Origin of the sequence: Bradyrhizobium archetypum (assembly GCF_013114835.1) — a bacterium.
Lineage (GTDB): Bacteria > Pseudomonadota > Alphaproteobacteria > Rhizobiales > Xanthobacteraceae > Bradyrhizobium > Bradyrhizobium archetypum.
Genome location: NZ_JAAVLW010000005.1, coordinates 85,562 through 110,542, shown reverse-complemented (window position 1 = coordinate 110,542; position 24,981 = coordinate 85,562). Strand labels below are relative to the sequence as shown.

General features: G+C 62.8%; 23 protein-coding genes and 2 tRNA genes. 18 read left to right on the top strand and 7 right to left on the bottom strand.

The features are described 5' to 3' along the window. Window positions 1–11: 11 nt before the first annotated feature. The 4 genes from HCN50_RS16840 to HCN50_RS16825 all read left to right on the top strand — a co-directional run bounded on the left by HCN50_RS16840 (window position 12) and on the right by HCN50_RS16825 (window position 3,615). A complete protein-coding gene (locus tag HCN50_RS16840; RefSeq protein WP_171710797.1) occupies window positions 12–743 on the top strand; it encodes a tRNA-uridine aminocarboxypropyltransferase in 732 nt (243 codons plus the stop codon). A gap of 553 nt (window positions 744–1,296) precedes the next feature. Then, window positions 1,297–1,623 (top strand): hypothetical protein, encoded by a 327-nt coding sequence (locus HCN50_RS16835; protein WP_210264976.1) that lies wholly within the window; start codon window positions 1,297–1,299, stop codon window positions 1,621–1,623. A 202-nt stretch (window positions 1,624–1,825) separates the two neighbouring features. After that, the gene (locus tag HCN50_RS16830) at window positions 1,826–2,785 is read left to right on the top strand and encodes a hypothetical protein (RefSeq protein WP_235977040.1); all 960 of its coding nucleotides are present in this window, start codon (window positions 1,826–1,828) and stop codon (window positions 2,783–2,785) included. 167 nt (window positions 2,786–2,952) lie between these two features. Next, a complete protein-coding gene (locus HCN50_RS16825) occupies window positions 2,953–3,615 on the top strand; it encodes a hypothetical protein (RefSeq protein ID WP_171710796.1) in 663 nt (220 codons plus the stop codon). A gap of 28 nt (window positions 3,616–3,643) precedes the next feature. On the opposite strand, the gene HCN50_RS16820 is transcribed toward HCN50_RS16825, so the two are convergent. Both HCN50_RS16820 and HCN50_RS16815 read right to left on the bottom strand, forming a co-directional pair. Next, the gene (locus tag HCN50_RS16820; protein ID WP_171710795.1) at window positions 3,644–3,823 is read right to left on the bottom strand and encodes a hypothetical protein; all 180 of its coding nucleotides are present in this window, start codon (window positions 3,821–3,823) and stop codon (window positions 3,644–3,646) included. A gap of 175 nt (window positions 3,824–3,998) precedes the next feature. Next, on the bottom strand, window positions 3,999–4,424 hold the full coding sequence (locus tag HCN50_RS16815; RefSeq protein WP_171710794.1) for a DUF6766 family protein: 426 nt from the start codon (window positions 4,422–4,424) through the stop codon (window positions 3,999–4,001). Window positions 4,425–4,616: 192 nt separating this feature from the next. On the opposite strand from HCN50_RS16815, the gene HCN50_RS16810 reads away from it, so the two are divergent. Further along, a tRNA-Cys gene (locus HCN50_RS16810) sits at window positions 4,617–4,690 on the top strand. A gap of 59 nt (window positions 4,691–4,749) precedes the next feature. On the opposite strand, the gene HCN50_RS16805 is transcribed toward HCN50_RS16810, so the two are convergent. Together HCN50_RS16805 and HCN50_RS16800 are read right to left on the bottom strand one after the other, a co-directional pair. Next, complete coding sequence (locus HCN50_RS16805) at window positions 4,750–4,929, bottom strand: hypothetical protein (RefSeq protein ID WP_171710793.1); 180 nt, start codon at window positions 4,927–4,929, stop codon at window positions 4,750–4,752. A gap of 257 nt (window positions 4,930–5,186) precedes the next feature. Then, entirely contained in the window at window positions 5,187–5,840 is a 654-nt protein-coding gene (locus HCN50_RS16800) for a TetR/AcrR family transcriptional regulator (RefSeq protein WP_171710792.1), read from the bottom strand. Between the two features lie 100 nt (window positions 5,841–5,940). Between HCN50_RS16800 and HCN50_RS16795 the strand changes: the two genes are divergently transcribed. Beyond that, window positions 5,941–6,762: an NmrA family NAD(P)-binding protein gene (locus HCN50_RS16795; RefSeq protein ID WP_171710791.1), complete on the top strand. Its 822-nt coding sequence runs from the start codon at window positions 5,941–5,943 to the stop codon at window positions 6,760–6,762. A 2-nt stretch (window positions 6,763–6,764) separates the two neighbouring features. Further along, window positions 6,765–7,250, top strand: a complete 486-nt coding sequence (locus HCN50_RS16790; RefSeq protein WP_171710790.1) for an anthrone oxygenase family protein — start codon at window positions 6,765–6,767, stop codon at window positions 7,248–7,250. Window positions 7,251–7,290: 40 nt separating this feature from the next. Here the strand turns inward: HCN50_RS16790 and HCN50_RS16785 are convergent, their stop codons facing one another. Next, window positions 7,291–7,470: a hypothetical protein gene (locus tag HCN50_RS16785; protein WP_171710789.1), complete on the bottom strand. Its 180-nt coding sequence runs from the start codon at window positions 7,468–7,470 to the stop codon at window positions 7,291–7,293. Between the two features lie 270 nt (window positions 7,471–7,740). Here HCN50_RS16785 and HCN50_RS16780 point away from each other — a divergent pair. The 6 genes from HCN50_RS16780 to HCN50_RS16755 all read left to right on the top strand — a co-directional run bounded on the left by HCN50_RS16780 (window position 7,741) and on the right by HCN50_RS16755 (window position 14,930). Continuing rightward, window positions 7,741–7,815 (top strand) — tRNA-Asn (locus HCN50_RS16780). Window positions 7,816–7,957: 142 nt separating this feature from the next. Further along, complete coding sequence (locus HCN50_RS16775) at window positions 7,958–8,623, top strand: protein-L-isoaspartate O-methyltransferase family protein (RefSeq protein ID WP_171710788.1); 666 nt, start codon at window positions 7,958–7,960, stop codon at window positions 8,621–8,623. A 247-nt stretch (window positions 8,624–8,870) separates the two neighbouring features. Next, window positions 8,871–10,277 (top strand): TolC family outer membrane protein, encoded by a 1,407-nt coding sequence (locus HCN50_RS16770; protein WP_171710787.1) that lies wholly within the window; start codon window positions 8,871–8,873, stop codon window positions 10,275–10,277. A gap of 313 nt (window positions 10,278–10,590) precedes the next feature. Further along, complete coding sequence (locus HCN50_RS16765) at window positions 10,591–11,298, top strand: PopZ family protein (protein WP_171710786.1); 708 nt, start codon at window positions 10,591–10,593, stop codon at window positions 11,296–11,298. Window positions 11,299–11,535: 237 nt separating this feature from the next. After that, window positions 11,536–14,403 carry a valine--tRNA ligase gene (locus HCN50_RS16760; RefSeq protein WP_171710785.1) on the top strand — a complete coding sequence of 956 codons (2,868 nt, stop codon included), beginning with the start codon at window positions 11,536–11,538 and terminating at the stop codon, window positions 14,401–14,403. 140 nt (window positions 14,404–14,543) lie between these two features. Further along, the gene (locus HCN50_RS16755) at window positions 14,544–14,930 is read left to right on the top strand and encodes a VOC family protein (protein ID WP_171710784.1); all 387 of its coding nucleotides are present in this window, start codon (window positions 14,544–14,546) and stop codon (window positions 14,928–14,930) included. Between the two features lie 152 nt (window positions 14,931–15,082). Here HCN50_RS16755 and HCN50_RS16750 read toward each other — a convergent pair whose 3' ends face one another. After that, on the bottom strand, window positions 15,083–17,332 hold the full coding sequence (locus HCN50_RS16750) for a glycoside hydrolase family 113 (protein WP_171710783.1): 2,250 nt from the start codon (window positions 17,330–17,332) through the stop codon (window positions 15,083–15,085). A gap of 730 nt (window positions 17,333–18,062) precedes the next feature. On the opposite strand from HCN50_RS16750, the gene HCN50_RS16745 reads away from it, so the two are divergent. From HCN50_RS16745 to HCN50_RS16730, 4 genes are all read left to right on the top strand, one after another. Then, complete coding sequence (locus HCN50_RS16745; RefSeq protein ID WP_235977039.1) at window positions 18,063–18,905, top strand: helix-turn-helix domain-containing protein; 843 nt, start codon at window positions 18,063–18,065, stop codon at window positions 18,903–18,905. A 187-nt stretch (window positions 18,906–19,092) separates the two neighbouring features. Then, entirely contained in the window at window positions 19,093–19,719 is a 627-nt protein-coding gene (locus HCN50_RS16740) for a (2Fe-2S)-binding protein (protein ID WP_235977070.1), read from the top strand. A gap of 2 nt (window positions 19,720–19,721) precedes the next feature. Continuing rightward, a complete protein-coding gene (locus tag HCN50_RS16735; protein WP_171710781.1) occupies window positions 19,722–20,699 on the top strand; it encodes an FAD binding domain-containing protein in 978 nt (325 codons plus the stop codon). Further along, on the top strand, window positions 20,696–22,810 hold the full coding sequence (locus HCN50_RS16730; protein ID WP_171710780.1) for a xanthine dehydrogenase family protein molybdopterin-binding subunit: 2,115 nt from the start codon (window positions 20,696–20,698) through the stop codon (window positions 22,808–22,810). The genes HCN50_RS16735 and HCN50_RS16730 overlap by 4 nt, the downstream gene beginning before the upstream one ends. A gap of 441 nt (window positions 22,811–23,251) precedes the next feature. Here the strand turns inward: HCN50_RS16730 and HCN50_RS16725 are convergent, their stop codons facing one another. Then, window positions 23,252–23,857 (bottom strand): DNA-3-methyladenine glycosylase, encoded by a 606-nt coding sequence (locus HCN50_RS16725; protein ID WP_171710779.1) that lies wholly within the window; start codon window positions 23,855–23,857, stop codon window positions 23,252–23,254. A gap of 158 nt (window positions 23,858–24,015) precedes the next feature. On the opposite strand from HCN50_RS16725, the gene lipA reads away from it, so the two are divergent. After that, window positions 24,016–24,975, top strand: a complete 960-nt coding sequence (gene lipA, locus HCN50_RS16720; RefSeq protein ID WP_171710778.1) for a lipoyl synthase — start codon at window positions 24,016–24,018, stop codon at window positions 24,973–24,975. Window positions 24,976–24,981 lie beyond the last annotated feature (6 nt).

Sequence of the window (24,981 nt, the reverse complement as noted above, 5' to 3'; positions counted from 1 at the left end):
ATAGCGGGCGGATGTCAGAACAACCGAACTCCCAGACCGGCGCCACCATGGAGGCGGTTCCGGACTGTCCGCGTTGCGGCAAGCCGCTACCGCTTTGCATCTGCGACAGCGTTACGCCGATCAAGAGCAGGATCTCGCTTCTGATCCTGCAGCATCCGCAGGAGCAGGACAGGGCGCTCGGCACCGCGCGGCTGACGGCGATGCATTTCAAGGATGCGGTCGTCAAGATCGGCCTGTCCTGGCCAAGCCTCTCTAAGGCGCTGGGACGGCCGGTCGATGATCCGTCGCGCTGGGCGGTGCTTTATCTCGGCTCCGCCAAGGTCGCCGATCTCGATACCGACGCCGAGATTGTCGCGATCAACCGCAAGGGCGAAGTCGAGCCGCATCAGCGCGCCATCCTCGCCGACATCGAAGGCATCGTGCTGCTCGACGGCACCTGGAGCCAGGCCAAGGCGCTGTGGTGGCGCAATGCATGGATGCTGAAGTGCCAGCGGGTGATTCTGGGCCCGAAGCGCCGGTCGCGTTACGGCCAGTTGCGCCGCGAGCCGCGCCGCGACGGCCTCTCGACCATCGAAGCCGCTGGCCTGGTACTGGCCGCTCTCGAGAAGCGCCCGGAGATTGCGGAGGCGCTCGAGGCCAGCTTCGAGCGCATGCTGGCTCGCTATCGGCAGGTACAGGCGGAAATGCCGGAACTCGCGCCGAAGCCGAAGAAGCGGGACTGGCGGCGGCGCAAGCGAGGCTAGCTCTACGGTGTTCATAAGCCCCTCATAGTGAGGAGCGCCACCGGGTCCGCGCGTAGCACGGCCCGATGACAGGCTCCGCGCGTCTCCGGCCGATGCTTCGCATCGCCGGGAGAACCATTAGGCCTGGGCCTACTGCGGAGACGCCCGCTTCTCGCGGGCTCCTCACGATGAAGTTTGAGTGGTCGTGACGCAGCAGAACTAACTCGGCTTCAAACATAGGCTGCGTCGATCGGATCGGCTATCTAGAATTGCGCAGCGTGGCACTGTGGCGACCCACTATCGCCTCCCATCATTCCGGTTCCAATGTCCGAATCATGACATAGCGAGCTGTGGACAATGGTGACACCGCTCTTGACGGTGATAAATTCCTTACTCCGCGTAACCATTTGGAGCTTAGTCGATGACTTTAAGCACAGAAATACTCACGCGTTCTCCATTGCTCAACGCTGATGACCTCGAAGGAGAGATCGGCAATATTATCCAGAGAACCCGGCGAGGGCCCGTCATCCGAGAAGTATCCGAAAGTCACGATCATCCGTTACCGGAAGGCCCGATGCCCGACTACGTCGAGCACAGAGAAGGCGTCAATCAGGTCGGCAAGCTCTCGGCCGAAGCCGTGGTCCGCGAATACGACGCGGCAGTGAAGGAGATCGAAGCGCTCGGTGCCGAACTGGCTGAGGCCGCCAAGAAATGTGAGGCGATGGTGGCCGGCGTTCATGCCACGGTGTCGGAAATCAAGGAACTGGCGGCGAACTACCGCGAGGAAGGCAAGCGCTACTTCCTGCAGATCGAGGATTGTTCACTGATGACGTCCGAAGTCCGTAGCGTCTGCGAGACCCTGAAAAAGAAAATTGCCGCCGGCGGCAGTCTCGCCGCCTGATGTTCCGGCTGTGGCCGCTCTTGCTGATGACCGCGCCGTTCATTGTCGCGGCCATCAGCGGGATATTTTGATGCCGCAGCGGGCATTCAGGCGAACACAGCCCGACATTCGCGGCTGTTGCCTGGCTGGTGAGCTTGCCATTGTGGCGATATGTCGCCGACGCCGCCTCAGGCGGAACGGGAAGCGATTTGCAGGCTTAATGATGATCTGGGCCAGACGCATCTGGAGCCGGGCGGCTCGGGCGTGGCTCGTCTCCAACAATTTCACTGCTCTGCGCGCCCTAGGGAAAGGACATTGGCTCTTTGTCGTCTTCAATTACCTCTCATCTTCCTTTCGGTGGCGCCGAACTCAGCCTCCGGAAGAAATTCGCCTGTTCTTCACGGTCGGCATCATCGTCCTGTTACTCGGCGGCGCCAAGGCCGTCGTTCACTATTTCGGACTCGAGTTCCTTGACCTCAACGGGCTGGTGACAAGCGGCATTGGTGGCGCCATCTTCATCATCGGCTTCCTGCTGTCGAGCATTCTCAAGGACTACAAGGAAGCCGAACAGATTCCGACGGCACTGCGCACCGCCATCGAAGCGATCGACGGCGATCTGGAATGCTTCGCGCGGACCAACGAGCGCTTCAATCTCAGGGAAGCGCGGCTGATTCTGATCCGGGTGATCGCAAAGCTGCGCGAAGGTCTGGACCGTGCCTACGACCACAAGAACATTTCCCCCGTGCTCCATGAACTCGGCAAGCTGACGCCTATCCTCGGCCGGTTGGAAGGCATGGGCATGGCTGCGAATTTCGTCGTGCGTCTGCGCACCCATCAGGATGCGATCCGCAGGGCGCTGTTGCGCATCTACACCATCCAGCGCGTCGAATTTGTCCCATCGGTGCATGTGCTGGTGCAAACGCTGGTCTTCTCGATCATCGTCCTGCTGCTCCTCTTGAAGACGGAGGGCGATCCGGCTGCGGCCCTGTTGTTCGGCTTCATCACCTACATGTTCGTCTACGTCCTGTATCTGGTCCGGCTGCTCGAACAACCCTTCGCCAAGGGACACGGCTCTGTCGATGACGTCAGCTTCTTCCTGCTGGATGAGCTAGAGGTGCAATTGCGGCGCTCGCTCGACCTCACCGCGGGACGGCCGCGACTTCAGGCAATGGAACGGGTCTGAGGACCGCCCTGACCACGGCGACAGTGATCCGCCGATCGCCACCGACAAATCCGTCGCCGAGATGTCAATGACCGCACGGCCAGACGGCTGGATCATGCAGCCACACGTTGCTCCGTTCCATCTCTCGCACTATGACGGATGCGGTTGGATGCGAACGGAGCGATGGGATGGAATTGGTTGCGCAGTTGCGCCTGTCGAAACAGGCTTCGATTGATCTCGTCTTCTTCGGCGGTGTCCCGATCGTGCTGGCGATGCTTTCGGCCGTTCTCGGGCCGTATGCGGCCATCATGGGAGGCGCCGGCGCGGCGATCTATGTTCTCGCGCTCGCTGTCGTGCCCTGGTGGCTGAGCGGTCTGGTCACCCAATTGGTGAGCAGGAGAGCCGGGCGAAAGCTGCCGCTTTGGCTGGTCGCGGGTATTGGCGCCGTGGCCGCGGGTCCCTTCGTGTCGCTGTACGTCTATTTCGTCAGCTCGGCCGCGGGAGACATCTGGCCCGCGCTGGACACCTTGCGGCCGGCGGCGCTCAGCGCGGGACACCTCAAATCGGCGGCCTTGTCCGAAGGGCGGGCCATCGTTCTCTGGATCGCCTTAGTCGTCATTTTCCAGGAGACGCTCGGCTGGGCGCGATTTGCGCCGCCTGCGGCGGAAACGAGCCGCGAAGAACGTTTTCAACTCAGCGGCGCTGAATGGACAGCGGAAGACGATGCGCTATTGCGTGCCCTGATCGGCAGCGGCAAGCCGCCGAGGGCCATTGCGTTGGAAATGAAGCGGACGGTCGGCGCCATCCGCGCCAGGACCGCCAAGCTGGGGCTTCGGAACAATCGTGTCTAGGATAGATCCGCGGCATTGGCAGATCGCTCTAATCGGAGCCGGTTTTGCCGACGATGTTCTGGCCATGAACCGTGCCGGTTCTCGTGTCCTTGAGACCGGGAAGACCGGAGAAGGATAGTAAGACAAGTAGCGAGACACCAACCAGGCCGACGACGATCACGGCGATCAGGCTTTTTGGCCGAGGCCCTGTTTCGGGTGCGGATTTCATCTCGCTCTCCATTGCATGCAGGGACAATGAATGGGCGCGAACCCGCGTTCCGTGACAGATCAATGAACTTGCTATGCTGTGACGCAGGCGAAACCAGAGGGCTCAAAAACTCTTCATCGCGTTCTCGTGTCGGGAGAGGTGACGAACCAGCCCGGGTCGACGCTGGCCTTCCATGTTAGTGCTTGATGTTCGCCTTCAGGAGTCGAACGAAGCGTGTGTCGGTGTGACGGCCTTCGTATTCGTCGTCGATTTTCTTGAGGAGATCATCAGCTTTTTTCGGATCGACTGCCAGCAGGATGGCGTCGATCTTTGCTTCCATCCGATCGTCGCCTTCCTTGGACTGCGGCGAGCCAACGTGCAGCAGGATGGCAAGGCCGGCAACCTGCCAGATCAGCTGCAGGAACTCGGACTGCCAATTCTCCAAAGTGTCCCGCATCATTTGGATGGTGTAGGCGCCGAATTCGACCGGTTGTTGAAGCGAATGCTGCTCGTTGACGTAAGCAAACCAGCCAAAGATCCAATGGCCTGACAGGGTGATGACGAAGAGGGCGCCCGTCACCCAAGCGAAGCCGTACCGCTTCCAGATCGATTGTCGTTTCATTTTGAGGTCCTCCGCGTAGGACCTCAATCCGGTTTCGATCTCGCTGTTCCGCCGCGTGGGCAAGCTGCTTCAGGTGCTGATTCACGCTATCTGACGGCGTAGCCTGCGAGACAGGGGTTTGAGAAGTTTTGGGGGAGGCGGCAGAGGCAGGTTGCCTAAGTGATTGATCGTCTGTATTGATCCGCCCGGTGGGGCCACGTGGCGGAGTGGTTACGCAACGGTCTGCAAAACCGTGTACACCAGTTCAATTCTGGTCGTGGCCTCCATCCATATAATCAACGACTTAGACGGATTATATGAGAGGCCGTGGCAGGCGGGCCGGTGGTCAGCAGGCGGCGTACCAGCCTTCAGGGAACGGAACCAGCGGCCAGGAGGCCCCATTGTCGTTTGCTGCGCGCGGCAATGGATAAAGGCGCTGGGTCTGGATCACGAAATCCTCCTCCAGGGCAGGCGCAATGGCCGTTTGAACGGCTTCCAGCAGCAAATCGTATTCAACTTCGCTCATCGCGCTCTCCGTGTTCCGGAGGCGATGATCTCAAACGGTTTTTGTTACCGGATTGCGCGGATCGCTCGAATTTTAGCAATTCGGCGAGCGCGACAAAACTGGTTACTAAAGTGTTGGGTTCCGTCTGTGGACATTAGTCACGCGCAGGTGGGACACCGTGTGGGAAAAATCACATTTCGCAAGATTTAGCTCGCGTATCCGGCTGGATGACGCCTGCCTTGTCAGGCGGGCATGATCTTAGGACGCGCGGTCATTCCTTAGATCTCCAGCGCCGCCAGATTCTTCGGCAGCATCCGCTTGAACAAATTCAGGAGACGGGCCGCTTCTTTCACGTCTTGCGTAATCGCGTGGCGGACGGTCGCTGCGATCAGGGTCATGATCAGTTGGGAAAACGAGGCGAGGGCGGCTGCAGGCGCATCAGGCGCGATCCGCCGCAAGGCGTCGCCGAGCAGGCCGGCGAGATAGGCGCCATCCTCCTCGTCGAGTTTCTGCAGGGCGCGGTCGGCCTGCGTCGCCTGCCAGATGTCGCGCATAACCGGCACATCCATGAACATCTGATAGTAGCTGTCGGTTATGCGGCACAGCGCCGGATGTAGATCCCGGACGGTCTTGACCATGGCAAGATCGCGCCCGACACAGCCGCGGCCGACCGCGTTGTAGCGTTCCGCCAGCGTGCCGATGATCGCTGTCTTGTCCGGAAAATATTGATAGAGCGAGCCGAACGGCACGCCGCTGCGCTCGACGACGTCGCTCATGCGGAAGTCTTCGCTGCCTTTCTCGGCCATCAGCTCGGCCGCGCATTCCAGTATTTTTTCAAACCGCTCGCGGCTGCGCTGCTGGGTCGGGACCAGGCGCGCCAGCGCGGGCGCGGCTGCGGCGGCCGTCTTCGGTCCGGCTTTTCCCTTTGGCATGGGTCCTCACACAAAAGCGACTTGACGTTGCTAATACGAGAGTTTATCGGGTTTGGCAAATACGAGATATTCTCGTATTCCGAGCCAGAAAGGATTACCCATGCCAGAACTCCCGATCCTGATCGTCGGCGGCGCGGGCAAGACCGGCGCGCGCGTCAATGCGCTGCTGCAGGCGCGCAGGGTTTCGACGCGGCCGGTATCGCGTTCGGCGCCGGTCCCGTTCGATTGGACCCGGGCCGAGACATGGCCGGCCGCGTTTGCCGGCGTTTCGATGGCCTATGTCACCTACCAGCCGGATCTTGCGGTCGAGGGCGCCAGCGATGCGATCGCCGAAGTGGGGCGATTGGCACGCGCGAATGGGCTGGAGCGCGTCGTGCTGCTGTCGGGGCGCGGCGAGCCGGGTGCGCAACGGGCGGAGGCAGCACTGCAGCAGTCCGGCGTTCCCTGGACCATGGTGCGTGCGAGCTGGTTCGACCAGAATTTCTCCGAGGGCCATCTGCTCGACGGCGTGCTGGCCGGTGAAATCGCGCTGCCGACGGGCGCCGTGCCGGAACCGTTCGTCGACGCCGACGACATCGCGGAGGTCGTGGTCGCCGCGCTGACAGACCGACATCATGCCGGCAAGGTCTATGAGGTGACGGGCCCGCGCGCGCTGACATTCGCGCAGGCTGTGGACGAGATCGAGCACGCGGCGGGCCGGCCGATTCAGTACCGGCAGATCGCGCCACAGCAATTTGCCGCCGCCATGCAGCCCCATGTGCCCGGCGACGTCATCGAACTGATGCTGGAGCTGTTCACCGTCGTGCTCGACGGGCGCAACTCGGCCGTTGCCCACGGCGTCGAGCAGGCGCTCGGCCGTCCGGCGCGGGACTTTTCCGATTATGCCCGCCGGACCGCCGCAACCGGCGTGTGGAGGGCATGACCATGCTGCAGATGCTGATTACGGGCCTGCTGTGGTTTTCGGCCGTCGGCTGCGGACTGCTCGCCGGCCTCTACTTCGCGTTTTCGACCTTCATCATGACGGCGCTCGCCCGCACCGGACAGGCGGCGGGCATCGCGGCGATGAATGCGATCAACGTCACGATCGTGCAGTCGCTGTTCATGCCGGTCTTCCTGGGAACGACGGCGGCGAGCACCGGGCTCGCGGTGATCGCCATCTTTCGCTGGAGCGAGCCGGGCGCCATGGCGATGCTGGCCGGCGGCACGCTCTATGTGCTCGGCATGTTCGTGGTCACGATGATTTTCAACGTGCCGCTGAACAACGCGCTTGCCGCAACGGACCCGGCAAGCCAGGAGGCCGCATCGCTATGGGCGCGCTATCTGACGGAATGGACGTGGTGGAACCACGTACGGACAGTCGCATCCACGGTGGCTTGCGCGCTCTTTATTGCGGCCATTGCGGCGAGGTAGGGCGCCTGATCGATCACCTCAGCCCAATTCGGGTAAAGAACTACTCGATCGTGACAGCGAGCCGGGCGATCAGCCGCGCGACCTCGTTCAGATGCTCGGCATCATGCTCTTCAACGGCTTGCGCGAGCCGACGCAGGCACTCGTCGTCGCTCATGGCGGGCATCTCGCTCGGGATGATCGAGGGGGCGGCGCGGATCGGGTGCGTTGCAATGGCTGGCATCGAATCTGCTCCCATGAACCCAGCTTGGCTGGAGCCTCAGGACCGATTGAGTCGAATTGGCGACCCCCGATCCATGGCCTGTGGATGACGCAATGGCGCCGTCCTGGTTCCAGCCCCGCTATGCCGGGCGGTCGAAAGCGCCGACAAATCGTTGTGACGCAGGGGCTTTCCCGCTCCGCTTCAAGCAAACAGGCGGGTTGCGATTTGGTCCTTTGCAAGCCCGAAAGGCTTTGTTATACGCTCCCCGCTCGCGAACCTTTGTTTCGCTATTCCTCGGTAGCTCAGCGGTAGAGCATTCGACTGTTAATCGAATGGTCGCTGGTTCGAATCCAGCCCGGGGAGCCAATTACAGCTACCAGCCTCGCCCACATTTCGGTTGCTCACGGCTCTGGCCCCGGCATGTTGCGTTTTGCCGGCGCCTGTACCAAAGATGGCCCACTTTTAGCTGTTTCGGCGGCAACGCCGTGTGCTTTCGGGGTCTTAGCCTATGTCCGGTTTTGCGACCGCACGCCAGAAGATGGTCGATGGTCAGGTGCGTCCGAGCGACGTGACCGATATCCGCATTCTCGATGCCATGCTGGCGGTGCCGCGCGAGGATTTCGTGCCCGAAAACAAGCAGGCGCTGGCCTATCTGGACCTCGATCTCGACGTCAGCGAGGGCGGCTCGGCCAAGCGCTACCTGATCAAGCCGGCGGTGTTGGCGAAGATGCTGCAGGCGGCCGAAATCAAGGAGACCGACCGCGTCCTGGTGGTCGGCTGCGCGACCGGCTACGCCGCCGCCGTGATCGCTCGATTCGCCGCCCAGGTGACCGCGACGGAAAGCGATTCGGCGCTAGCGACGAAGGCGCAGTCTATTCTGGCGCGCCACGGCTATGGAAATGTCACAGTCCGAACTGCGGCACCGGCCGAGGGTGACCCCACCAACGCGCCCTATGATGTCATCGTGCTGAACGGCGCCACCGCGATCGTGCCGGAAGGGCTCTACAGGCAACTGCGCAGCGGCGGCCGGTTGGTGGGCGTTTTTGCGACCGCGCGGCCGGCGCGGGCTTCCATCGTGACTTGTTCGCACGGCGATTTCGGCCACCGGACGCTGTTCGATGCCGCTGCCCCGGTGCTGCCCGGCATGGAACTTGTTCCAGCCTTCGTTTTCTAGCCTTTCAGCCCTTTCCACGCCCAATATTCGCCCGCCGTGGCCGGCTAAATCCCCTTCGAAATCAGAAGTGTGGCCCGTTTGCCCCACGTGAAGAGTTTCGACGGCGGACACTTACAGGGTAGTTCCGTCCGGCCTATGTGCGGACTAAGGTGAGCCGGGACTCACTTCGAGTGAAGCGACGTTCGGTTAATGATCGTGTGCCATCATGGTCATGGACCGGCGACCAAAAATGATTGGATTGCTTGGGATGCGTGGGGTGAAGGCATTTGCCGGGGGCGCGGCTTCGGCCCTTCTAATAGTGTGCATGGGCCCGACGCCCGTCTTAGCCGATACGATCGAGGCAGCGCTGGTGCGCGCCTATCAGAACAATCCGCAGCTCAATGCACAGCGCGCGCAGGTGCGCGTCACGGATGAGGCAGTGCCGCAGGCCCTGTCGGGCTACCGGCCGAAAGTCGCGGTCACGGCAAGTGCGGGCGTCCAGTACACGGACGCGCTGAGCACGCAGGGCGGCGACGCAACCCGCCTCGTGAAAACCCCGATTGTCGGCGCCAATGCGCCGCGCAGCATCGGCGGGACCGTCACGCAGACGCTCTTCAACGGCCAGCAGACCGCGAACCGAACCAGGTCGGCGGAGAGCCAGGTATCAGGCGCACGGGAAGCGCTGCGATTCATGGAGCAGAGCGTTCTGCTCAGCGCCGCCACGATCTACATGGACTATCTGCGCGATTCGGCGATCGTGGAGGTGCAGAAGAGCAACGTGCGCGTGCTGGAGCAGACGCTGAAACAGACCCGCGACCGCTTCAACGTCGGCGAAGTCACGCGCACCGACGTTGCGCAGTCGGAAGCCCAGCTCGCCGCCGGCAAGACGCAGCTCCTGACCGCCGAAGCCAATCTGACGACGACGCGTTCCAATTTCCGGCGCATCATCGGCAACGAGCCGGCGAACCTTGCACCGGGTTCGCCGGTCGACCGCTTCCTGCCATCGACGTTGCCGGCTGCCGTCGAACTGGGTCTCATCCAACACCCGAACGTCACCGCGGCGATGTTCGGCATCGACACGAATTATCTGAACGTCAAGGTGGCGGAAGGTGCGCTGTTGCCGACGGTCACGCTGCAGGCCTCTGTGCAGCAGTCCTATGAGCAGAGCCTGATCCAATACCGCTCGTTCGGCGCATCCGTGATCACGCAGCTCAACGTTCCGGTCTATCAGGGCGGCGCCGAATATTCGCTGATCCGCCAGTCCAAGGAAACGCTGGCGCAGCAACGTCTCGTGCTCGATCAGACGAGGGACCAGACCCGCGCCAACGTCGTCACGGCGTGGGGGCAACTCGTCGCCGGCAAGGCGCAGGTCGCCTCTGCCCAGGCGCAGGTGCAGGCGTCCGAAATCGCCTTGAACGGCGTGCGCGAGGAAGCCAAGGCCGGACAGCGCACCACACTCGACGTGCTGAACGCGCAGCAGGCGCTAGTCAACGCGCGCGTCGCGCTGGTCACCGCGCAGCACGATCGCGTGGTGGCATCATACTCGGTGCTGGACAAGGTCGGGCGGCTGTCGCCGCAGGTGCTCAACCTGCCGACCACGATCTACGACCCGAGCGTGCACTATCATCAGGTGCGCGACAGCTGGGCCGGCGTTCGCACGCCGGACGGCCGCTGACGTCGGCGCGAATTTCGCGCAACACGGGACGAATATCATCGCCCGCCGCCTGAAGCGGCGGGCGCTTTGCTTGCAATCATTTGCGGCCATGACGTACCGTTTCCGGGGCGAGCTGAGCGATTCGCGCCGCGTCCTTGCATCGAGGGACGCGAGGCGGATTGCCTTGAGGGAATAGGTCCCCCCGGCATGATGCAGCGGGCGGGCTTGATCTGGGGACAAGTCAGGCCGTGCGGTGAAAAGCCCGGCCTGCATATCCGGAACCGGCAATTCCTTCGTGGCTTTGGTGTAAATTGGTTTCGATGTGGAGTCGGAGATGACGCAACCTGCAAAGGTCCAAGAGCCCTCGATGGAGGAGATTCTGGCGTCGATCCGTCGCATCATTGCCGACGACGAGGCAAAGCCGGCGGCCGTCAAGCCGGAGGCTGCCGCGCCGCCAAAGCCTGTGATGAAGGATATTCCTCCATCGGCGATTGCTCCGAAGCCGGCGCCGGCGCCAAAGCCGGCCCCAGCTCCGCCGCCGCCCGCGCCTGCACCAGCACCGGCCGCCAGCAATAGCCAGGACGACATCGACGCGATGCTGGCGAGCCTCGATGCGGCAACTCCGGAAGCCGAAATCAGGCCGGCGCCGCAGCCCGAGGCCGAGCCCGACGTGTTCGAGCTTACCGACGAGATGGCGTTGCCCGATCCGGCGCCACCACCACCGGCTGCGTCGTTCAACAAGATCGAGCCGGCGGACGATATTGAATTCAGCGAGTCCAGAAACCGACAACCGGCCCACGAGCCGCCGCCCTACGATAGCCCACCTCAGCAACCGATTTTGTCACGTTCGACCGTATCCGCCGTGGAATCCGCCTTCAACTCGCTGGCCAATACCGTGCTGAGCAACAATGCGCGGACGCTCGAGGACCTGGTCAAGGAAATGCTGCGACCCATGCTGAAATCATGGCTCGATGACAATTTGCCGGGACTGGTGGAGCGGATCGTCAAGGCCGAAATCGAGCGGGTTTCGCGCGGACGCTAGTTCCCGACCAAGCTTCGGTGTCGCTTGAGCGTCCCGATTCTGCGGGCTGGACCGGAGCTGGGCGGCTCCAAAATCGACCTGTCAGGTTGACTTGAGGCGCTGCGGCGGCTTTCTAGGGGCCGTCCGGCGACGATCCCATCTGAACCCGGCGGACCCACGTTGTTTTGATGCGTATTCTTTGGGCGGACCGGCGACGGATCGCTCGAGAGCGCGCCCATCATCCCCAATTGCATCGTCATGATCGAGAAAAACTACCAGCCCGCCGATATCGAGAGCCGCATGTCCCGGATCTGGGAGGAGAGCGGCGCGTTCAAGGCCGGCCGCCCCGAACGGCGGGATGCCGCCCCGTTCACCATCGTGATCCCGCCGCCGAACGTGACGGGCTCGCTGCATATGGGCCACGCGCTGAACAACACGCTGCAGGACATTCTCTGCCGCTTCGAGCGGATGCGCGGCCGCGACGTGCTGTGGCAGCCGGGCACCGACCATGCCGGCATCGCCACCCAGATGGTGGTCGAGCGGCAATTGATGGAACGGCAGGAGCCGGGCCGCCGCGATCTTGGCCGCGCCAAATTCCTCGAACGTGTCTGGCAGTGGAAGGCGGAAAGCGGCGACACCATCGTCAATCAGTTGAAGCGCCTCGGCGCCTCCTGCGACTGGTCGCGCGAACGTTTTACGATGGACGAGGGGCTTTCGCGCGCGGTCGCGAAAGTGTTCGTCGAGCTGCACCGCGAAGGCCTGATCTACAAAGACAAGCGGCTGGTGAACTGGGACCCGAAACTGCTCACCGCGATCTCCGATCTCGAGGTGCAGCAGGTCGAGGTCAAGGGCAGCCTGTGGTATCTGCGCTATCCGATCCAGGGCAAGAACTTCAGCCCCGACGACCCCGCGACGTTTGTTGTTGTCGCGACGACGCGGCCCGAGACCATGCTCGGCGACACCGCCGTCGCGATTCATCCGGAGAACGAGCGGATCGGACATCTGATCGGCCAGCACGTCATCCTGCCGCTGGTCGGCCGCCGCATTCCGATCATCGGCGACGACTACGCCGATCCCGAAAAGGGTTCGGGCGCGGTCAAGATCACGCCGGCGCACGACTTCAACGACTTCGAGGTCGGCAAACGCCACGGCCTCCCGCAGATCAATGTGTTCGATCGCGAGGGCTGCATGGCCCTCGTCGACAACGAGGACTATCTGCGCGGCCTGCCCGAAGGCGCGCTGATGCTGGCGGAAGAGCTGCACAATGTCGACCGCTTCGCCGCGCGCAAGAAGATCGTGGCGCGGCTGGAGGATTTCGGCTTCCTGGAGAAGATCGAGCCGAACACGCACATGGTGCCGCATGGCGACCGCTCCGGCGTCGTCATCGAACCCTATCTGACCGACCAGTGGTATGTCGACGCCAAGACCATGGCGCAGCCGGCCATCGCCGCCGTGCGCTCGGGCGCGACCAGCTTCGTGCCGAAGAACTGGGAAAAGACCTATTTCGAATGGATGGAAAACATCCAGCCCTGGTGCATCTCGCGCCAGCTCTGGTGGGGCCACCAGATCCCGGCCTGGTACGGGCCTGACGGCAAGGTGTTCGTCGCCGAGACCGAAGACGAAGCCGTCGGCAACGCGCTCGGCTACTACGTCGAGCAGGAAGTGATCACGCCGCAGCAGGGCCGCGAGATGGCGCAGGATCCGGCCAAGCGCGAAGGCTTCATCACGCGCGACGAGGACGTGCTCGACACCTGGTTCTCCTCCGGCCTGTGGCCGTTCTCGACGCTCGGCTGGCCCGACGAAACGCCGGAAGTGAAGCGCTATTACCCGACCAACGTGCTCGTCACGGGATGGGACATCATCTTCTTCTGGGTCGCCCGAATGATGATGATGGGCCTGCACTTCATGAAGGACGCGCCGTTCTCGACCGTCTATATCCACCGCTTGGTTCGCGACGAGAAGGGCGCGAAGATGTCGAAGTCGAAAGGCAACGTCATCGATCCGCTCGGCGTCATCGACGATTTTGGCGCCGACGCGCTGCGCTTTGCGCTGGCGCGCGGGGCGGCCCTTAACCATGACATCAAGCTCTCGCCGCAACTGGTCGAAACCAATCGCAATTTCGCGACCAAGCTCTGGAACGCCTGCCGCTTTGCCGAGATGAACGGCTGCGAGAAGCCAGACGGCTTCGATCCTGTGAATGCCAGGGAGACGCTGAACCGCTGGATCGCGCATGAAACCTCGCGCGCCACGCGGGAGGTCACCGAGGCGATCGAGTTCTATCGCTTCAACGATGCGGCGAACGCGATCTATCGCTTCGTCTGGAACGTCTATTGCGACTGGTATCTCGAACTCGCAAAACCGGTGCTGATGGCCGAGGAGAGCGCGGCGAAAACCGAAACCCGCGCCATGATCGCCTGGGCGCGCGACGAAATCCTCAAATTGCTGCATCCATTCATGCCCTTCATCACCGAAGAGCTCTGGGCGGTGACGGCGAAACGCGATCAGCTCCTGGTGCTGGCCGAATGGCCGCGCAAGGCGAGTACGGTCACGCCAGAGCAGATCGCCGCGATGTCGATGGCGGGACCCGGCGATCCTGTGATCGCGCCGGCCATGGCCGCGCTCGATGCCGGCGATTTCAGCGATCCCGCGGCCGAGGCCGAGATCGGCTGGGTGGTTGATCTCGTCACCGCCATCCGCTCGGCGAAATCGGAAATGAACATTCCGCCGGCCACGCTGATCCCGCTGGTGCTGTCCGGTGCATCTGCCGAAACGAAGGAGCGCGCAGCGCGCTGGAACGACATCGTCAAGCGGTTGGCGCGGCTCGCCGAGATTACCTACGCCGACCGGCCGCCGGAAGGCGCGGTACAGTTGCTGGTGCGCGGCGAGGTCGTGGCGCTGCCGCTCAAGGGCGTGATCGATCTTTCGGCCGAGAAGGCCCGGCTCGACAAGGAAATCGTCAAGGCCGACGCCGACATCAAGCGCGTCGACGCCAAGCTCGGCAACGAGAAATTCGTGGCGAATGCGCCCGAAGAGATCGTCGAGGAAGAAAAGGAAAAGCGTGAGGCAGCGGTCGCGCGCAAGGCAAAGCTGCAGGAAGCGCTGGAGCGGCTGAAGATGGCGTCGTAAGGCCGGCGCCGGACTACCGCATCATCACGAGCGAAACGAAGCAATCCATAGCGTCGCGAACGGATAGATGGATTGCTTCGTCGCTTCGCTCCTCGCAATGACGGCTTAGCCAGTTTGAGTCACCATCGAGGAACGGATCGATGCTGGACCACGTCTCCATCACGGTTTCAGATTTCGCCGCCGCCGAGCGCTTCTACGACGCCGTCATGAAAGCGCTCGATGTGGTCAAGGTCGGCCGCAGCGACCGCTGGCTCGGCTACGGCGAGCGGGCCGACGCGCAGTATCCGGACCGGGTCTACATTGCGATCTACAAGGGCGAGAGGCCAGACGAGGCCACCAGCCGGCACTGGTGCTTCAAGGCCAAATCGCGCAGCGAGGTCGACGCGTTCTGGCGCGCCGGCATCGCCGCCGGCGGCACCGACGACGGCCCGCCGGGCCTGCGCCATTATCACGCCGCCTATTACGGCGCCTTCCTGCGCGACCCCGACGGCAATAAGGTCGAGGCCGTGTGCCACCGCGCGGAGTAGTGGTAAGGCGCAAAACTATCCCCGTTATTGCGAGCGGAGCGAAGCAATCCACATCGCGGCATGACGGATAGATGGATTGCTTCGGCGCTTCGCTCCTCGCAAGGACGACGGAGGTGTCTCAGTCGTCATCGAGGACCTGATCATGGGTAACCTCACGCAAACAGAAAATCGCTGGCATGGAGTTGGCTCAGCGTCGTGTTCTTGATTTCGATCGTATTGTTGGCGTCGACTGTGATCACGACGCTGGTGCCGACCTCGGCTATGTGCGATTGCAGCGCGCTGAAGTCGGCAAACATTGTCTTGTCGAGCTGAATGATATCCTGCACGCCGCTCGTGTTGTGGAAGTCGGCAATGGTGTCCTTGCCCAGGGTGGATGCGAACACGAATGTATCGTTGCCGGTGCCGCCGGCGAGATAATCGTTTCCGCCGCCGCCGATCAGGCGATCGTTGCCGCTGCCGCCATACAGGAACTCGTTGCCGGTGCCGCCCTTGAGCTGGTCGTCGCCGGCGTTGCCGTGCATCGTGTCCTGCCCGCCACCGCCGGAGAGATAGTCGTTGCCATCTCCGCCGTTCATGACATTCGCCGCGCCGCTGCCGTAGAGCTGATCCTTGCCGGCGCCGCCATAGAGCAGGGCGCCGGTGTCGCCGGTGCCGGCCTTGATGATGTCGTTGCCGTCGTCGCCGTAGAGCTGATCCGTCGCCGTCGTGATGCCGGCGCCGCTGTTGATCGTGTCGTCGTCGGTGCCGCCATGGATCACATCGGCGCCGGGGCCGCCGTTAATGGTGTCGTTGCCTGCGCCACCCTGGATCGTGTCCGTCCCGGCGCCGCCGGTGATCAGATCCTTGCCCGGACCTCCCTCCAGGCTGTCGTCGTCGGTCGATGAGCCGAAGAACAGGTCCTGATGCCCGGTCATGTCATAGTGGATCGACTTGTTCTGGTAGAGGTTCCAGGTTCCCGGCGAACTGGGATTGATGCCTTCGGAGACCGCAAGGTGCTCGCCGTTGACGGTGATGTCCTTGATGTAGAGGTTGCGGTCGCCGCCACCGGTAACCGCGTCGTTGATGAACGCGATATCCAGGCTGCTGACGATGGCCGGGTTGTGAAACTTGAATGTGTAGGTCTGATATTCCGAGGAATCGGCCGCGGCGTGGAATTCGACGATGTCGCCGATCTGCTGGCCATTGATCAGCAGCTTCATCTTTGCGCCGATGCCGTCGACGACGGGGCTGTATCCGGTGACCGTGATCGTCGTTTCCGTGAGTTTGGGGATCACATCGGGACCGCCGGTAATCGTGTCGTCGCCGGCGCCGCCCCTGATCACGTCGTTGCCGATGTCGCCGGACAGGGTGTCATAGCCCCCGCCGACATCGATCAGATCGGCCGATGGCGATCCGGTGATGGTGAGGGAAGGCGGCTGGTGCTGCCCGCCATACCATTCGGTGATCAGCTGCTCGGCCGGCTTGCCCATCGGCGAGTAGCCGGTCGGCGAATACAAATTGTTCGCGTCCCAGTTCCAGATCTGGGCGCCCTTGAACCAGCTTCCGCCTTCCGAACCCCAGACCTGAAAGAACGCGTTGAACGCGTCATACTGCTCCTGCAGATCCTGTGTGGTGCCGCCCCAGCCGCCCGGGCTGATATTGGTGCCGTCGACGCTGCGGTAGCCGGTCTCGGTGAACACGACCGCCTTGCCGTATTTGACCGCGAGCGAATGGAAAAAGTCGACCGGCGACATGTGATCCATCACCGCCGCCCAGTAATTGTCTGTGGGCATCGATTTCCAGGCGGCAATCATCTGATCGACCGAAGGATCAAGGCTGGTCGTCAGCGGCGGATAGGCATTGATGCCGATCTCGTCGACCTTGTCCCAAAAACTGACATTTATCGCTTCGTCGGTTGCGGCCGCATAGGTGATCTCGCCGTGGAACACGGCGCGTACGGAATCGATGATGTCGACCCAATAGCTTCGATATTGCGGTCCGGAGAGCTTGCCCAGCTCATTGCCGATCGCGAGCATGGTCGCGCCGGCTTGCTCGGCGATTTCCGCCATGTGAACGATTTCGGCTTTGTAGGAGGCGAAGAAAGCGGCGGGATCGCTCGGAATGAGTGCATATGCGAGCGTGCCATCAAGGGCTGAGACCATAGGCTTCAGCGTGACCGAAAGACCGAGCGACTGCGCATTTGCCGCGGCCTTAAGAATGTTGGCGTCGCTCTCGGTCTTGTTGGGGTCGGCGAAGACGTCATTCGACGTCCTGGTTTGCATGAAGAGCCGTGGCGCGAGCTCGATCGAGTTTGCATTGGTTGCCGCGATCGCCTGCATGGCAGCCTGCGCGGAACTGGCGACGAATGCACCATTGTAGTTGGAGAGGAATCCGAATCCTTGAACAGGAAACACGCCCGCCATTTACAGCTCCTTTTCTTTTGCAGTTTTCTGTTGCTGGTTGGTGGCGCCGTCGTTTGCGCAAATTCACCACTCTCTGTGTTCCGCATGTTCGCCGCAGCCCAATTTGTGAGCACTTCACTCGCGCAAAGCGAAACAGCGGACCACACTTACGTGCTCAACGTGGGCGTGTCGTGACCGGATTGAGTCGATGTTGCGATTGTTGATGAAGCGATGCGCGTCGTTACGGCGATGTCGACCAATTCAATTCGAAACGGCCCGGTCAGGGAATTCGAGTCATTCAACCGGCAGCGCCATGGCAGTTCCACTGCCTCAGTGCGCCGATGCGCACGCTTGCGATGATGTGGATTTTGCTCGAGCGCATACGGACTCTCGCCCGAGCGGACCGAGGCAATTGGCAAACCCGACGCGAGGCTTAGGCTTCGCCCGAACCGCGCTACCATCAACAATGCGCTGACCATTTTGTGGGCAGACAACCGACGGCACCCGCGAGCGTCGCGGATGTTTTTCTAGAGTCCTTTTGCCAACCTTCGTATGCCCTGCGGGTCCTTTCGTATAATGTAATGGAGCCTCAATCTCAATCATTGCAAGTATTTAGCAGCTCGAGGAGGGCGACAGTTTGGACCAGCGGCTGTTCCGTACCCGAAGCAGGGCCGCGTCAAGTCCAAGCGGCCTGCCCCGATCTGCGGCTGGCCACCCAAGTCCCGATGCTGCCACTGAGATGGCGCGCATCTTGGACGAGCCACCGGTACTGGTGCCAGAGGTTTTGCGCGGTGATACGCGGCTGACGCGAAAGTGGGCGCATGGTGGGCTGCAAGAGGATTACATGCGCGGCGTGGCTGGATATGTTGCGGTCGGCTGCTACGAAGGACAGCACGAGATATCCTGGCGGATCGAGAACAAGCGCCTGACTTCCCGGACCAACCCGAAAGCCTTCACCCTCATTCCGAAAGGCGTTGACGGCCACTGGAATATTGCCGGCCCGGTGGTCGTTTCGCATGTCTACCTCACTCAGGAGCGCCTCCAGGCATGCGCCGACGAGATTGCGGGCGGAAGACGTATCGAGATTCTTCCGCGTGTGGCTTTCGCCGATCCCGCGGCGGCAGGGCTGCTTGAAATTCTCAGCCACGAGGCGGCGCGGGACAGTGCATCGTCCCGTCTGTTTGTGGAGCAGGCGATCGACCTCCTTTGCGCGCGGCTGATCCGCGAGCATTCATCATCTGGCAGCTTGCCTGCTCAGGTCAGAAAGGGCGGCCTTGCTGACTGGCAGGTGCGGCGTGTCACGACGTTTATGCGCGAGAACCTCGAACAGCCTATCGGACTCAATGAACTCGCCACGCTTGTCGGTTTGAGCCGCTTCCACTTCTGCACGGCATTTCGGCAATCGACCGGCCAGACCCCGCATGCATGGTTGACAGCGCAACGCATGCGCCGCGCCCGCGAGCTTCTCGCCCATTCGGGCCTGAGTGTCACAGAGGTCGCGCTTGCAGTCGGATACGAGACGCCGTCAGCCTTCGCAGCGGCTTTCCGAGCGATCGTCGGAGTGACGCCATCGGCGTTCCGACGCGCTCTGTAGGTGCCTAGCGGCAATTCATCGCAACACCGCGATAGTCGCCGCAATATCCGAACGGTACGCCCCATCAGGTTCATGCTTAGTTCGCGCTGTCATCTGAGGCGACGGCTTGGCTGCGGCGTTGTTCGGCTCGGTCAATCTCTTCTCCTTCAGCAGTCAGCGAACGATCGTCAGCAAGCGAGCAGAGACCATGAAGAACGATGAGCGGTTAACCGACGGTGCTGTTGAGACCGAAGAACGGCGTGGCGGATTATCGCGTCGTTCGATCCTGCTTACGGTCGGGGGAGTGGCCACTCTCGCGGCCGTCTCGGAAGTTGCCGCGCAACCCATATCCGAACGGCCTCCCACCGCATCCACGGGACGGGTCCGCCTGGTAGTCAACGGCAGGCAGCATGAGCTTGACCTGGATCCCCGCCGCTCACTGCTCGATGTGCTGCGCGAGACGCTCGATCTCACCGGCACGAAGAAGGGGTGCAATCAGGGCGCGTGCGGTGCTTGCACCGTCCTTCTCAACGGCAGGCGGATCGTCTCCTGCCTGACACTGGCTGCGATGCATGAGGGGGCTGAGATCAAGACGATCGAGGGCCTTGAAACGAATGGTGAGCTTCATCCGCTCCAGGCTGCGTTCGTCGAGCACGACGGTTTGCAATGCGGCTTCTGCACCCCCGGACAGATCATGTCGGGAATAGGCTGCATCGCAGAAGGCCATGCAGGTTCGCCGGATGAAATCAGGTTTTGGATGAGCGGCAATATCTGCCGTTGCGGCGCCTACCCAGGCATTGTCGCTGCGGTCGCCGACGCTGCCAAGAGGGCCTGACCATGCTTCCATTCACGCTCGAGAAGGTGACTTCCGTCCAGGCCGCCATCGCCGCCGCATCGTCCGGCCGCCGTTTCATCGCCGGCGGCACAACGTTGATCGACCTCATGCGGGAGGAGGTGGAACGGCCGGAACACCTCGTCGACATCAACACGCTCCCGCTTTCCGAAATCCGCATCGAGGGTTCCGATCTCGTGATCGGCGCGCTCGCTCGCATGGCCGATATTGCCGCCCATTCCGACGTACAGCGCCTGCACCCGCTCGTCGCCGAAAGCCTGATAGAGGGCGCCTCGCCGCAATTGCGCAACATGGCTTCCATCGGCGGCAACCTGCTCCAGCGCGTGCGCTGCCCCTATTTCCGGATGCACGACGCGCCCTGCAACAAGCGCACCCCGAACTCCGGCTGCGCCGCCATCGATGGCCTCAATGCCGGCCACGCCATTCTCGGCACGAGCAATCATTGCGCGGCAACGCATCCTTCGGACGTTGCCGTCGCGCTGGTCGCGCTCGATGCCACGATGCAGGTGAGGGGGCCGCGGGGCGAGCGCAGTTTTCCAGTCGAGGAATTGTTTCGCTTGCCGGGCGATACGCCGCATCTCGAACACACGCTGCTGCCTGGCGAACTCATCCTCGCGGTGCGGGTCCCCGGCGGTCCGTACAGCCGGCGGGCGCGCTATCTCAAGGTGCGCGACCGCGCTTCTTATGAGTTCGCGCTCGTATCCGCCGCCGCCGCACTCGAAGTCGGGGACGGCGTGATCCGTCAGGCGCGGCTCGCTGTCGGCGGCGTGGGCACCCGGCCATGGCGCCTGCGCACGGTGGAGAAAGCGCTGACTGGCAAGGCACCGGATCGCAAAATCTTCGAAACGGCCGCCCGGCTGGCACTCGAAGGAGCCCGACCGTTGTCGGGCAATCATTACAAGCTCGAACTCCTGCCCCGGACGATCGTCCGCGCTCTTGAAATGACGGGAGAAGCCGCATGACGACGAACGTGATCGGAAACCCGCTGCCGCGCGTGGATGGTCGCGCCAAGGTCACGGGCGCGGCGCGCTATGCGGCCGATTTCAACCAGAGCGGCCAGGTCTATGCGGTGATCGTCGCTGCCACGGTGGGGCTCGGCCGCGTGACCGGTATCGAGACCGCGCCGGTTGAGAAGATGCCGGGCGTCGTTGCCGTCATTACGCATCGCAATGCGCCGCGCCTGCCATACGCGCCCCACAAGAGCTATATCGATCCGGCCACAGGAGAGCGGCTGCATGTGCTGCAGGACGACCAGGTGCGCTTCTACGGGCAACCAGTAGCGATCGTCGTCGCCGATACGCTCGACCAGGCGGAGCGCGCGGCAGCGGCGCTGCGCATCTCCTACACGGCCGAGCGGCCGCTCGTTGATCCTGCCGACCCAAAAGCCCGACCTGTCGTTCCGGAAGCCGGGAAGCAGCCGGATGCGAGGCTGCCGGCCGACACCGCGCGCGGCAATGCCGACCGCGCACTCGCGGACGCGCCGGCGAAGGTCGACGAGATCTACGAAATCGCGCGCGAGAACCACAATCCAATGGAGCCGCACGCCACCGTCGCGGCCTGGAATGGCAATCGGCTGACGCTGTGGAGCAAGAGCCAGTTCGTGGTCAACGAACAGGCAGAGATCGCAGCCGTATTCGGCGTGCCGCCCGAGAACGTACAGGTGATCTGTCCGTTCATTGGCGGTGCCTTTGGCACGTCGCTCAGGACGTGGCCGCATGTGACGCTTGCGGCCATGGCGGCGCGACAAGTGGGACGTCCCGTCAAGCTCGTACTCACGCGCAAGCAGATGTTCTTCACGACGGGCCACCGGCCCCGCACCCTACAGCGGATGGCTCTCGGGGCCACGGCAGACGGCAAGCTCACCAGCATTGTGCACGAAGGCACCGGCGAGACGAGCCGCTACGAAGAGTTCATGGAGGCCCTGACCTCGGTCACGCGCTTCCTGTACTCCACGCCGAACGTGCGGACCCGCTACCGGCTGCTGCCACTCGATATCGGCACGCCGAACCATATGCGCGGCCCCGGCGAGGCAAGCGGTGTCTTTGCGCTCGAATGTGCCGTAGATGAACTGTCGTATAAGCTCGGAATCGATCCGATCGACCTGCGGCGTCGCAACGAGCCGGCGATCGATGAGGGCGAGAACAAGCCCTTCTCCAGCCGGTCGCTGATGAAATGCCATGACCTGGCCGCCGAACGTTTCGGCTGGTCGCGGCGGTCGCCCCAACCTCGTTCGATGCGCGATGGCCGGCTGCTGGTCGGCATGGGTATGGCATCGGCGAGCTATCCGGCCTTCCATGCGCCGGCGAACGCGCGGGCGCGGCTGCTCCCGGACGGCGCCGCTGAAATTGAAGTTGCGGCAAGCGACATGGGTCCCGGCACCTACACCTCCATGACGCAGGTTGCCGCCGAGACGCTGGGGCTACCTGTTGAACGGGTGCGTTTGAGCCTTGGCCGCTCTGACTATCCGCCGGCTCCATCCCATGGTGGCTCATGGACGATGGCCTCGGTCGGCTCTGCGATCCGCGCCGCCTGCATCGCCGTGCAGGAGGAAGCCGCAAAGCGCCCGCGGGACGGCCGACCCGTCGAGGCTACGGCTTCGGCTCAGCGCGATCCTGATGCTGCGGCCCGATTTTCGATGCACTCCTTCGGAGCCGTATTTGCGGAGGTGGCCGTCGATCCCGATGTCGGCACGATCCGGCTGCGCCGCGCCGTGGGCGCCTATGGCATCGGCCGCGTCGTCAATCCGCGACTTGCGAGGAGCCAATGCATTGGCGGCATGATCGGCGGGATGGGCATGGCGCTGATGGAACGCACGGTCCTCGATCCGCGCGACGGCCGTCCGGTCAACGCCCATATGGCCGATTACCTGCTGCCCGTGAATCTCGACATTCCCCAGCTCGAAGCGCACTTCGTCGAGGAGATAGATCCACACGTCAATGCCCTTGGCGTCAAAGGCCTCGGCGAGATCGCACTCGTCGGCATGGCCCCCGCCATCGCCAACGCCGTCTTTCACGCCACAGGCAAGCGCGTGCGCAGCTTGCCGATCCGGATTGAAGATGTGCTGACCGTGTAGCTCTCACCTGAAGAGTCAGGCAGGTCATCCGGTGGGGCAAATCACTTCTGATGTTCAGAAATCATGTCAGGCCCCGTCAACCCATCGCGCAGGAATGCCGGGCTGCTCCGGCTGTACCTGTATGTTCGTGTGCGCACTTCTTAAGTGCATTTGCACACGAGACCACGGGTGCCAGCCGGCACCCGGCATTCCCTGCGCCCTCTCGCCAGGAGAGGGCAGAAAGTTTCAGGCAAGCCTCGGGCAGTTCATGTCGCGAGAATGCAGACGCACATTCAAATGTCTCCGTCCGCCAATGGGTCGCGCGAATGCGCGCCCGATGACAGGCTCCGGCGGACGATCCAGTATTCCAGAGACAGCAGTGATGGAATTGATAAGTCGCGGCGTACTGGATCACCCGCGTTCGCGGTGACGACAGCAATTGATGTTGACGCAGCCCACCCTTCAAAACGGTTTGCTCAAATACCTCGATCCCTTCCATCCATAGCGCCAAGGCAGATCGATCGCTTTTGTTATCCCGATCCGCACGCCGACAATGGTCTCCGGTCTGGCCGTCCGCGCATGTAACGCGAGCGGCGGCTGATCCAGCGGCAACTCATTGTGCTTGATCGTGATGCCGAGCGCTTCGCAGAGCTTGCCGGGGCCGGAGCACAGCGCGCGCTCATCCTGCAGGCCGCGGCGGCGGCGCATTGCGGCCAGACCATGGGTCGGCTGCAGCGCGCGGATCAGCACAGCGCTGGCCGAGCCTTCCTCCTCGCAGACAAAGTTCACGCACCAATGAATGCCATAGGAGCGGTAGACGTAGGCAAAGCCGGCCGGGCCGAACATTACCCGGTTGCGCGACGTCGGCCCGCGGAACGAATGCGCGGCCGGATCCAGATGATGATACGCCTCGACCTCGACGATGAGGCCGCCGACGCCGTCGACCAAGAGCGTCGCCCCGATCAGGTCGGGCGCGACCTCATGCACGCTGCGGTCGAAAAACGAGCGTTTCAGCGGCTTGCCGAGCCGGGGGACAGCCGGATCGGCAGGCTTGGGAGTTTGAGCCATCTTGAGGTGAGAATCATTCGCGGAACAGTGAAAACCGGCAATATCTTGCACGGTTCTGACAAGTTTCGCGAGTCAGCACCGGGCGCTCTCCGCAACCCGGGTTGCAGCCGTCGGCGACACGGATTAGCTAGGTGTTCTCGCCATTTCCGGACTTAAACATGGTCGTCCTCGTCGATACCGTCTCCGCCAACCAGGTGCGCCCGCGTCACCCCGAAAAGGTGAACCGGCCGGATGCGCTGTCGCCGCCGAAGCCGGACTGGATCCGGGTGCGCGCGCCGAACACCCGCGGCTATGCGGACACGCGAAAAATCGTCAAGGAGAACGGCCTGGTCACCGTGTGCGAGGAGGCGGGCTGCCCGAATATCGGCGAGTGCTGGGACAAGAAGCACGCCACATTCATGATCATGGGGGACACCTGCACGCGAGCTTGCGCCTTCTGCAACGTCAAGACCGGCATGCCCGGCGCGCTCGACGCCAGTGAGCCGGAGCATGTCGCGGAAGCAACCTTCAAGCTCGGGCTGACCCATGTCGTGGTGACCTCGGTCGATCGCGACGATCTCGCTGACGGCGGCGCGGAGCATTTTGCGCAGACGATTCGCGCCATCCGCGCGCGTTGCCCGACCACGACCATCGAAATTCTCACCCCCGATTTTCTGCGCAAGGAAGGCGCGCTGGAGGTGGTGGTGGCGGCCAAGCCCGACGTGTTCAACCACAATCTCGAAACCGTGCCGGCGCGTTATCTCACCGTGCGGCCGGGTGCGCGCTATTTCCATTCGATCCGGCTGTTGCAGCGGGTCAAGGAGATCGATCCGACGATCTTCACCAAGTCGGGCATCATGGTCGGGCTTGGCGAGGAGCGCCATGAGGTGCTGCAGGTGATGGACGATCTGCGTTCGGCGGACGTCGACTTCCTGACCATCGGGCAATATCTGCAGCCGACCCGCAAGCACCACGCCGTGATGCGCTATGTGACGCCCGACGAATTCGCGGGCTACGAGAAGGTCGCTTACACCAAGGGCTTTCTGATGGTGTCGGCGAGCCCGCTGACCCGCTCGTCGCACCATGCGGGCGAGGATTTTGCCAAGCTGCAGGCGGCGCGGGCTGCACTGCACCGCTGAGCGCGT